Source organism: Roseofilum sp. (assembly GCF_982964205.1).
Genome location: NZ_CEZBFX010000032.1, coordinates 1 through 10,535 on the forward strand (window position 1 = coordinate 1; position 10,535 = coordinate 10,535).

Consider the following 10,535-nt stretch of genomic DNA (forward strand, 5'->3'; position numbering starts at 1 on the left):
TACTGAGTTGCATTGAGATCGCACTCGAAGACCGAATATTGCATCCATTGTCCGTAGGATTTGAGAATCTTGTGGATGCGAGTGCGGCGCTTGTCTTCCGGGATGTCGTAGCTGATGACAATGAACATGGGTGGGGTTATTGCAGGACTAGGGGAGGATATTGTTCGGTTTCGCCCATGAGGTATTTGCCCAGAAGACGGGCTTGAATTTCAAAGGCTTCTTGGTAGGTGCATTTGGTTTTCATGACGGGATGCTTGAAGGAGCATTGTTTTTTGTCTTTATACAGGCTGAGGAAGGTTTTCATGGCTTCACGGGTGAGGGCGGTTTCCTTGCTGATGGGTTGTTGGGTGAAGTCGCTGGGACTGAAAACTTGACGGTTGAGGGCTTCGAGAACCATGCTATCGACAACTAAGGGGCGAAATTCTTCCATGAGGTCTAGGGCTAGAGCGGGACGACCATAGTGTTTGACGTGGAGATAGCCGAGGTAGGGGTCGAAGCCGACAATGTTGACGGCGCTTTGAATATCGTGGCGCAGGAGGGCGTAACCCAGGCTGAGAAGGGAGTTTACGGGGTCAGTGGGAGGACGGCGGTTGCGGGTTGTGAAGGTGAAGTCTGGGTTTTGGATGAGTTGTTTGAAGCACCGGAAGTAGGCGGCACTTCCGGCTCCTTCGAGTCCGCGTAGGGAGTTGATGCTGTCGGTGGTGGAGATCGCCCCTATAATACGTTTCAACTGTTCGATCTCTTCACTCAGATCGATGCCCGCTCGTCGCCCTCTGCGCTGTAAGGTGGTGCGGTAGTTTTTCAGTTTTCCCCGCACAAAGGCTTGCACCAGATGAATGGCTTGGGAGGTGTTGCCATCAGCTCCCCATTGATGTTGGCGCAGAAAGATGTTTTTCCTCAGTTCTGGTTCTAAACAGCCGCGATATTTTCCAGTGGGGGAGAGCAAGGTAAAGGGAATGCGACGGTTGAGCAGTTCTTCAGCTAAGGCAGGGGAAAAGTTGACTGCTCCAAAGGCCACTACTCCGTCAACTTTAATCAGAGGAACGTCGGCAATTTTTTGTTTTTCAACTTTGACGTGGATGCGTTCATCTACTTTACCGATGAAGGCGTTTTCTTGGGTGACATAAAGGGTTCCCATGGTTGTTTCTCCGTATTATTAGTGGTTGTTTGAGATGGGGGGATAGGGGGATAGGGAGATAGGGGGATCGCCTCTTGCCTTCCCCCCTTGGGGGGACACAGGGGGGGTTTGCCTATTCCCTATTCCCTATTAACTGGCTTCTTGATAGGTTTTGAGTTTTTTGACTGCTTGGGGCAAACAGGCGGTGTAGAGGCTACATCCACGGCATTTGGGACTGTATTTGGGTGGGGGTATGTGGTCTCCTGAAAAGAGGTGTTGAATGGCTTGGATGGTGGCGATCGCCCCTTGCCGCAATTTCTCATCAATACTAATGGGATACCGTTGGTGAGATTGGGCATAATAGACAAAGCCTTGAGGGACTGGAGTGCCAGTCATTTCTTCGAGGCAGAGTGCTTGAGCGCAGACTTGCAGGGCATCGTTTTCATAGTCTCCAACTTTTCCTCGCTTATACTCGACGGGGTAAAGTTGTCCATTTTGGGCTTCAATTAAATCAGATTTGCCAATCAGGTTGTACTGTTCTGATTTGAGCCAAATAGATCGAACTTGCCAGGTTTCATCGCGCATTTCTTGACTGAGGGTGTGGACGCGATCGTGAATGGTTGTTCCTTCAATGGTGTAGGCATTATCTTCAAATTCTCCAGTGCAAAACATGCGCCAACAGCGATGGGGACAATAGGCATATTGATTGAGTGCAGAAATGGGAATTTCGGTGTTCATGGTGATGGGTAATGGGTAATGGGTAATTGCTAACTGAGCGAAGTCGAAGTTGAAATTGTTAGTTGATTCTTCTCGCCATTCCCATTCCCATGGTGGTTTTGCGTCCAATTCCGCAGTAGAGGGCATAGTTAGCGAGAGTGTTGAGGTGTTTGAGGGTGGTAGGGGTGGCATCGCCGAGAAGTCGGAAGGTAATTTCGCCGATAGAGCCGATAAATTTACTGCGTTTATCGGCAACGATCGCCGTTTCGATATGGAAAAAACTGGGAAATACGGTATCTAGAGCCAGTTCGGGCATCTCAATACCGCTATATCTGTTCCACCGTTGGCGCAGACTGGCAAATACGCGATCGCCACTCGGCAGTGCCGTATCGTATTTGCCTTGGCGGAAGGCCATGGGGGTAGCAATGCAGAAGCGAAAGGTGCGATCGCACTCTGAAGCTTCCTCATAGAGTTGGGCGTAAGGACAGGAGTTCGCCCAAGGATGGGTAGACTGGGGAGAGGCGAGGATACTGGTAATTGTGAGCTCGGCAGGGCCTAAATGCCAAGGTTTATCGGGGTTGAGATGGAGCCACAGTTGGGTGAGTTCTCCGAAGAGCGCGTCATCGAGCAGGGAGATCCGCCACCAGCAGGCAGTTTCAGCAGGGATGGCGTGTTGATGTTCGCAGCATAGTGTTTTGAAGTGGCGACGGGTTTGCAGGGGGGAGAGGGTGAAGGCTTTGTCGGCTTGGGAGTTGTGGAGGCGATCGCCAAGGGTGCGATCGACGGAGCTAACAAGGTTGAGAAAGAGGGCGTGCAGATGCCGTCCGCTCAGGTATCCGAGGGGAATGGGGGAGAGGGGAACAAGGTTGAGAACAAGGCTGTAGGGCATGTCAATTCAAAATTCAAAATTCAAAATTCAAAATTCAAAATTAGGGATGTTGGGTGCTGAGATAGGTTTGGATGGGATGGAGGAGGATGCCGAGGATTTTATCGATCTGGTTGATATAGTATTCTTGGCGATCGATGGAAGCGAGGTTATTTTTGAGTGTCAAGAATTTCCAAACGGTTCCGGTGGAAACAGCACCATAAATAGCGGGTAAGGGTTGATTTTGCCGTTGATTAAACAGTTGAGCGGCAACCATGGTAGCAATGCATTGTCCGAGTCCACCTTTGATATTTTCATTTTTGGCTTCGACAATGGTAATAATGGGAGTGCGGATAAAGTATTGTTCGGGGGAGCAACTGAGAATATAGTCGCAGTAACCGGAAAGTCCTCGGTCTTTATCCACATCAAATTCCGTCCCTGAAAATAGGCTAATTTGAGCATTAATTTGGCGGCGAACTTCGGCTAAAATGGGCGCAATTAAGAATTCCGATCGCGCTTTTTCCGTATTGATCGCCGTCGCTAACGGTAAGTATTCCTCTAAAGTTTGCTGGAGATAGTCAGACGGCATAATTTCTGGAATATCGGTAAACAAATTACGATCTTCTTCCAGTTGCAGATCGAGATGGGTTTGCACGCTTTCCAGGGTGGTGAAGTTACTATAAGCCATAGTAAAATTAGGGTATAAGAGTGTGAATGAGGATGCGTAAGAGCGGTTCTATATCTTCTAAAACTCGATAACTGTCTAACCCTTCCTGGAAGTGTTTTTGCTCCCGATCTAAGCGCCCAAATTTCCAGATGAAACCTGTGGTAACTGCACCAATCAAGATCGGCTGGTTGGGTGTCTTTTCCCAGCGATCGAGGGCAATCATTTTAGCCATCAGTTGTGTAAAGCCACGGTTGACATCTTCTTTTTTGGCTTCTAGGACTAATAAGTGACTTTCGGTTCTGAGCAAATAATCTAGAATCCCTTGCAGTGGCTTAACTCTTAAGGGGTATTCAATGCGTAGGCAAGATTTGGTGTACCGAACTAGGTCTAAAAGGACTGGAGAAACCAGGACTTGGCGACGGGAGGTTTCGGTAGTTAAGCTGATGTGGGGCAAGCTCTGTTGAATGCGCGATCGCGTTTGTTCCAGAAGATTCAGTTCTCCTGAGTATTGCCGGAGATCTAGGCGCAATCTTTCTAAAGAATAACCAAATTCTTCTGCTAAATCTTGGGGATCAATGTTTAGGTCAACGATCTGGCTAAAAGTGTAAGATTGATTGGGATCTAGGATTTTCATTTTTTATATACATGCCTTAGAAAATACAAGTGTATTTTTGTGTTTTGTATGAATTTTAATCAAGATTTGTAGACTAGCATATTAATATTTCATTTTTTTAGATTCCAATATAAGCTATCTAAAAAGAAAGCATCTTGATTAAAAGCAATACTCCATGATTGAGACCTCGGTCTACCCCCTGGTTGAATAATTTTTAATTCATAAATCTCAAATAAAGGTGGTAATGCACGACCTAACTTAATAGCTTGTGGATGACTATCTATTATCCATGCGACAAAGTTTTTCCGATTTATGGTTCGTTGAAGTAACCGCGTTGGTATTCGGGGATTAGTTTTGATTTCTAAATCTTTGAAGGTAGTAACCTTGACAACTTTTCCAGTAATATTTTCTTCTGGAATTTCAAACCATACTTGTCTAGTTTTTTCACTATCATCTATTAATTCAGTTAATTTTAAAAAGCTATAAACACCAAGTAATTCTTGTGGTGATGATTTAATAAGTTTGGCAAATTGCTTTTCCCTTTCTACATCATAAAACCACTCTAATTTTTCTGTTTCAATATTGTCTAAAGTTGCCATAAAAGTTTCTTCATCTAATTCTTGAAAAATACCCCGACGTAATAGAAAAATCAAATTATATCGCTTGACAGGAAAACCTATATCTTCATGTCGATTGTCAATGATCGCTGCTTCAAAACCATTACCTCGAAATGTTAGCAATGGCTTCAAAATCAATTCATCTTCGTATTTGCTTCGCTCTGTTTGTGCTTCAGAGTAATTTTTTCCCGTTAAGTTCTCAATAACTTTAGTGATTTCTTCTTTAATCCGAGGTTGAGTATCTGGTTGAAACATTCCTAATACTAAGTTAGTCGCTTCAATCATTTCTACACAAGCGTGTTTAGCTAAGTAACCTTTAAAATCTTGAGGTTGATGATAAGCTTCTTCAATAAGTTTTCGTAACTTATCTCGTGTAAGAGTAGTCTTAGATTGTGTTTTTTCAGCTAAAAAGCTATAGACATATCTAGGGACTAATGCCAAAACTTCATTAGGAATAGATAATGACTTATGATGTCTAGCAATACGTCCAAATCGTTGAATAAATTGACTGCTAGTTCGAGCCTCTAAAGTTAGAAAATCTTTTTCAAATTTATTTTTAAAATCCACTCCTACTTCTATAGTTGATGTGCCGACAGTCACTTTTTTAACTAATGCTTCCTGACGCATCGTAGTAGAACTTAAACCATGAACTTCTCCAACTAAGTCAAAATCAAAGGCATTTCTAAAACGTTTGGCTGCACCAATAGCTGCTGCTACCGAATCAAAAATTGCAACGTAACGAGCATCAGAATATTGTTTGTGAAACGATTCAATTTGGTCAAATGATTCATCTAATGCTTGTAATCCTTGCCAACGACTTAATTCGGCAGGGACTAATTTCAGATTGACGGGATGAGCGATAATTCTAGCGTTAGAACTATCTGATGGATGAGACTCAACGACTTCTACCCACAACCCTAATTTGTCGCGAAGCAAATTTACCATTTCTAAGTTGGGAGTTGCTGAAGCAAAAATGAACACTCGTCCAACATTAGAATTAATTGCATTTGAAGCTCCAACAAAATATGCTGTATCTGCTTGTTGTTTGACATTGTAGAGATGAAATTCATCAAAGGCAAACAAACGGTAACTACCCACCAATTCCCAAAGTCTTTGCCGTAAGCTGTGAATTTTAGGATATAGTCCAAACACAACATAAAATAAAATGTCTGGATTAGTTAGTAAAACTGGTTTGTAATTTAACAGAGTTTCCAGCGTCTGACTATGACGTTTTAGTTCTAGATCGATTTGCCATTGATCGAGTGCCTTGCTATCTACTCGGATGACTCTATTACTACCAAATTTTTCATATTCCTCGATTAGAGTTCTTTCCTGATCTGCTAATAGCTCATTCGTAGGATAAACGCCAAACATTGGTTTTCCCGTGTTCATGCTGTAAGCATAAGATGTTAATGTTTTTCCGCTACCTGTGGGAGTAATCAGAAATAAACATAATGTTTGGTTTGATTTGAATGCTTCAGATATTAACTTGTAAGCATTCCACTGATAGTGGTATGGATGCTTACCTGCTAACCATTCATCAGTTTTTACTTGGTCTAATGCAACCGGTAAAATATTAACATTAATCATTTCTTTCTGCCTTTTTTAGGGGTTAGCGATCGCGCAATAAAACTCATATTACCAGGAAGCACTATTTTATCCTCTTCTGCAAATTCAACTAAATAGTGCTTACTATTCTCATATCTAGGATTGGCAATCAGGCGAGTTGGTAGTGTTGATGGGTAAATATCACAGACAATTGGATCGATTGCAATATCGCGCCAATTGAGTAATAACGGTTCTATACGACCTCGCTCTTTAGTAATTAGAGCATCAAAATTACCCTGTTTTTCTTCAACTTTTGCAGCTTTTTGAAATTTCAGACATGCTTTACCCATAAATTTTCCTAAACGAATGTAACCTTTATTGGTTAAGAAATTATCAAGATTAGGAAACTTCTCAAGAGCAGTTGGATCGGCGATCGCCACATAAAACTCAAAAGTGCTACCTGGCCTAATTACACGAGCAAAACCCCAGTCAGGATAACCAATATTGCGTTCTTTTTTCGGGAAACCATAAGCTTCCTGAATTGTATTCCATTGAATTAGGCGATAGGAGATTTCTAATGGTCGTGCAGGGGTTAAGTAAATTCCCAATTGATTGAGAGGTTCTAAGTCTTGTTGATATTCTGGTTCTTGGGCTTGATGAAAATAGGACGACCTTGCTAATCCCATAGCATAAGACAACGCATAATTATGGATATATGCTCCCGTTTCATAAACTTTTCCTCGCTCAGTAGTGGCGAAGAAAATATAATCCATTGCTGCTAATTTTGCTCGGTAAATATCCATATTTTTATTACTTGTTATTAATTGCACGAGCGAAGGTGACAGACTGAGTATTCAGTTGGCGCAGAAATTCTGTCAGAGATGATTCATCTTTACTTAAATTGCGGGTTTGACTCAGTATTACATCAAGACCATCTGTCCAATTAGTCGGTTGACTGTTGCCAAACTTTGCCAAATAGTCACTATTGGTGACAATTTGCAAGCGACCGTTAAAATCTTCTGTAAGATTTTGAATAACTGCTGGAGCGTGTTCATCAAAATTTTTCTTGGACAGAAATACTTTGAGTAAGTCAATATTGGTGTCGCTTTCAAAAGCGTCATAAAAACATTGACTGAACTCTAAATTTGAAAATAATTCCATATCGGAAAAAGCAACGGCCAGAATATGGTTACGCATAAACCCCTGTCGCGATGACTCTTTCCCATAACGAGTTGTCCGCATCAGGTTAATCAGAATGTACACAAACTCATCCATTGTTAAATCTACAGTTGTGACAACCGCAGGAAGAAAGACTTGAGGAGAAGTGTAATCATATTCTGTGATTGTGCTAGAAGTTTGTTTTTTTTCATCAATGACATTAAATTTTAAGCCTTTTTGGATCAAAGCGTAGGGACGAACGCTGAAGCAAGAGTCAGTCATCACGCGACTTCTGCGGGAACCTTCTCCTTCAATTGCAGCGTAACCATAGGTCATGCAATCAGTACAATGCCCGCATAATCCTGCTGTAAGGTAACAGTCATCTTTGCGTTTAGTCTTGTCTTTCTTTTTGGCTTCTTCTCCATATACTACGCGGTCATTAATCATTGCATAAGGAAACACTCCATATTGCCGCATCAAAGCTTTTCCCGTCCGTCGTTCTGGTGCAACCTGTTTCCGTTTAAACATCACCAGTCGATCCATAGGATCAGAATGCGTTAATCCTGCTTGAGTGCGTTCAATATCTTGTTGTTGTCCTCCTTCAGTTGTGAAAATTGCATAGGATTTTGTTTCTCGCAGCATGATAATACTTGCATATTTACCCATTGGTGTTTTCGGAATGCTGCTGACAAAGGATTTGGAATACTCTTGTAAAGAATCAATTTGTGCAATATTGTTGTTAGTCATGGGTCTGTCTCCTAGTAAAATTTGTGAATTCTGGACAATGGCTTAAACAATTTCTGCGATATCGGGATTATTTTTGTCTTTCTGCTTAGTCGCCTTGTATTCTTCCCGTTTTTCGTTGATATGTCTATCTGTGTAATAGTAAATTCCATCAGCCAGACTGTTTTCGAGCTTCAAAAATTCAGCAAATGAACTATCTGCTCTACTCAGAAATACTTCATCAACCACCAGATCGATCAATTCGCTTACCAATTTTCCTAAATCATTACGATAAGGATTAATAAAGCCATCGCCACGTTTAGTTGTTTGTCGTCGTTCCATCGCTTTAAGCACAGTTCCCGAAGCTTGTTGCTTCAATTCAGTAATTGCCTGTGGGGAAGGTTTCGCCCCAGTTAAAGCCATTTGACGCAATTCAGGAATTAAACGAAAAGGAGAACGCATTGCATCTACAACTTCCCGAAAAACTAACTCATAGTTATGTGCTTTTCCTCGTCCATAATCACGATATGGTAAACGAATTTCTAATGATTTTTCAGCAATTTTTGTGACTAAATTCATAAGTTCACCTCCGAAATATTCTAGTAAAATTTCACAAGATTTTGTCAGAACAGGAAACGGAGATTTATCCTCATTCAAACGACCATATTCTTTGTAAAAATGCGCTCCTGCTAATTGATTAACTACCACATCTCCTAATCGTTCAGCAATTTGCTTATCTTTGCTTTGAGACTTAGGACGATGTACGCAACTGGTAATCATCCACAAAGCTGCACATAAATCTAAAGCACGTTCTAAACCATTTTTGTGTCCTGACTCTGTTCCATACAAACTGACTGTATCCGCTCGACTTGCTAATTTAGGATCTTGTTCATTTCCGAGTAATTTGGCAATAATTGCAGGGGGTGAGTCTAGGGTGATAGTCGCTTTCAGTTCGTTAGGATTAGCAACAGGTAAGTAAGGAAGTTCGGTAACATAAACCCGACTGCTAGTAAGACTAAAAATTACTGTTGCAGCGAATGTTGCTTTTGCCCATGCTTCAGTGCGAGTGGGAGGATTTTCATCTCTTTCTCCTACGGAATGTTCCCAAGGAATTAAATAATAGTTTGGTTGAAGCTTTAATTTTGTTTTTTCTTGAATGCTGTCATTGTTTTCATCATCTTCACCCTTAAATTCTAGAGTGCTTTTTGCCATTAATAGTCGTTCGCCCACATATCCCTTTTTTTGAGCAATTCGTTCTGCTTCGCGATTGAAAACATCGATCGCTCTATCGATCCAGTCTGAATCAAGTTTGCTTTGCTCCAACCATATTCTAGGAAAACCCGGTGCTGATTCTCCATAGTCTCGTATTGGTAAAGCAGTAACTTCTCGTAGTGGACGTAACATCCGATCCAAGAATTTTGCATATTCTGGTGTAAAGGAAAATGTCGGCAGTACATACAGATGAATACGACGAGAACTATTGTAATCAGCACCGCTTGGTAAAGCTAAACCTATCAATTTACGCATAATGAATTCTAAATGACAAATAGGACACCAAGGGCGTAGTTTACCAATAGATTTTGCAGGTAAAACCCGGTTAGAAAAATTCCGTCCTGAGTCTCCGAAAACTCCCGTTCTCAATTCTTGGGTATATTCACTAAATTGATTACAAATCGAGCAAATTTTGGAATGACTTTTCTTCTTTTGACGGCTATACCCTGATATTGCATCGTCACTCAAATTGATTTCACTGGCGCAAGAAAAATTTAGGTTTTGCTCTAAATATTTAGTTAAATCTGGAGTAAAGCCAAGTTCGGCAATAATTTGATTCCTACCCTTATTGATATCCATTTTTTGTAGGGAATTGATAGTTTTTTTGTGAACTAATTCCATTACCGTTGCATCATCATAAGATTCTGCGGAGCGTTCCTTAAAATCAGAACCTTTCAAAAAGTGATATGCAGGTATTAGTATGTATTTACCAAGTCCACCACTAGAAAATAAAAATTCATCATTTTTCAGGTTAGATATAATTGCTTGAGGTACATTAAAAGTTTCACAAAACCAAGCTACTCTATCTAAATCTGGAACCAGTTGCTTCAACGAAGTATCTAAGTAGAGAAAATATCGTCTTATTAAAGACCATTTTTCCTGAAAAGATTTTGATGAATTTAAAATGACAGAAAATCGAGTTTGAAATGTTTCTTTCCAATCTGGAGGAGCATTCTTTTTTTCTGCTATCTTTTTAATATCTTCATCGATCTTTTTGGGTTCAGCTTTGTTAGTAATTTCTAAAGCAATTTGCATTAAATTTTCTAAGTCACAAAAAGTATATACATACTTTTCAAAATCAAATTTTTGAGTTCGTATCCCTTCTTTGGCTGCGGACTTCAGCATTTCTGGCGATGGATTTAAACTATTGACAACATTATCTACAATTTTGTTGATTAAATCCGATCTCGAAAAATCATGAATCTGTTTAACTCCAATATATAAGGTTCCTGTTGAAA

The 10,535-nt window shown here is 40.9% G+C and carries 10 protein-coding genes; all 10 read right to left on the reverse strand.

From position 1 onward, the window contains the following. The coding region (gene cas2, locus AC3A14_RS10340; RefSeq protein ID WP_487778994.1) for a CRISPR-associated endonuclease Cas2 at positions 1-128 on the reverse strand (128 nt) is incomplete at its 3' end. Between the two features lie 8 nt (positions 129-136). Further along, positions 137-1,138 (reverse strand): type I-D CRISPR-associated endonuclease Cas1d, encoded by a 1,002-nt coding sequence (cas1d, locus tag AC3A14_RS10345; RefSeq protein ID WP_318734314.1) that lies wholly within the window; start codon positions 1,136-1,138, stop codon positions 137-139. Between the two features lie 129 nt (positions 1,139-1,267). Next, entirely contained in the window at positions 1,268-1,855 is a 588-nt protein-coding gene (gene cas4 / locus AC3A14_RS10350; protein WP_318734317.1) for a CRISPR-associated protein Cas4, read from the reverse strand. 58 nt (positions 1,856-1,913) lie between these two features. Beyond that, positions 1,914-2,723 carry a CRISPR-associated endoribonuclease Cas6 gene (gene cas6 / locus AC3A14_RS10355; protein WP_318734320.1) on the reverse strand — a complete coding sequence of 270 codons (810 nt, stop codon included), beginning with the start codon at positions 2,721-2,723 and terminating at the stop codon, positions 1,914-1,916. A gap of 40 nt (positions 2,724-2,763) precedes the next feature. Next, positions 2,764-3,387 carry a hypothetical protein gene (locus tag AC3A14_RS10360; RefSeq protein ID WP_318734323.1) on the reverse strand — a complete coding sequence of 208 codons (624 nt, stop codon included), beginning with the start codon at positions 3,385-3,387 and terminating at the stop codon, positions 2,764-2,766. Between the two features lie 7 nt (positions 3,388-3,394). Further along, positions 3,395-4,000: a hypothetical protein gene (locus AC3A14_RS10365; protein WP_318734326.1), complete on the reverse strand. Its 606-nt coding sequence runs from the start codon at positions 3,998-4,000 to the stop codon at positions 3,395-3,397. Positions 4,001-4,089: 89 nt separating this feature from the next. Beyond that, a complete protein-coding gene (gene cas3, locus AC3A14_RS10370; RefSeq protein ID WP_318735512.1) occupies positions 4,090-6,186 on the reverse strand; it encodes a type I-D CRISPR-associated helicase Cas3' in 2,097 nt (698 codons plus the stop codon). After that, positions 6,183-6,947, reverse strand: coding sequence for a type I-D CRISPR-associated protein Cas5/Csc1 (gene cas5d / locus AC3A14_RS10375; RefSeq protein WP_318734330.1), 765 nt, complete (start codon positions 6,945-6,947; stop codon positions 6,183-6,185). The genes cas3 and cas5d overlap by 4 nt, the downstream gene beginning before the upstream one ends. 7 nt (positions 6,948-6,954) lie before the next feature. Continuing rightward, on the reverse strand, positions 6,955-8,049 hold the full coding sequence (gene cas7d / locus AC3A14_RS10380; protein WP_318734332.1) for a type I-D CRISPR-associated protein Cas7/Csc2: 1,095 nt from the start codon (positions 8,047-8,049) through the stop codon (positions 6,955-6,957). Between the two features lie 42 nt (positions 8,050-8,091). After that, positions 8,092-10,535 (reverse strand): hypothetical protein (locus tag AC3A14_RS10385; protein WP_487778990.1); only part of this gene is annotated, 2,444 nt, incomplete at its 5' end.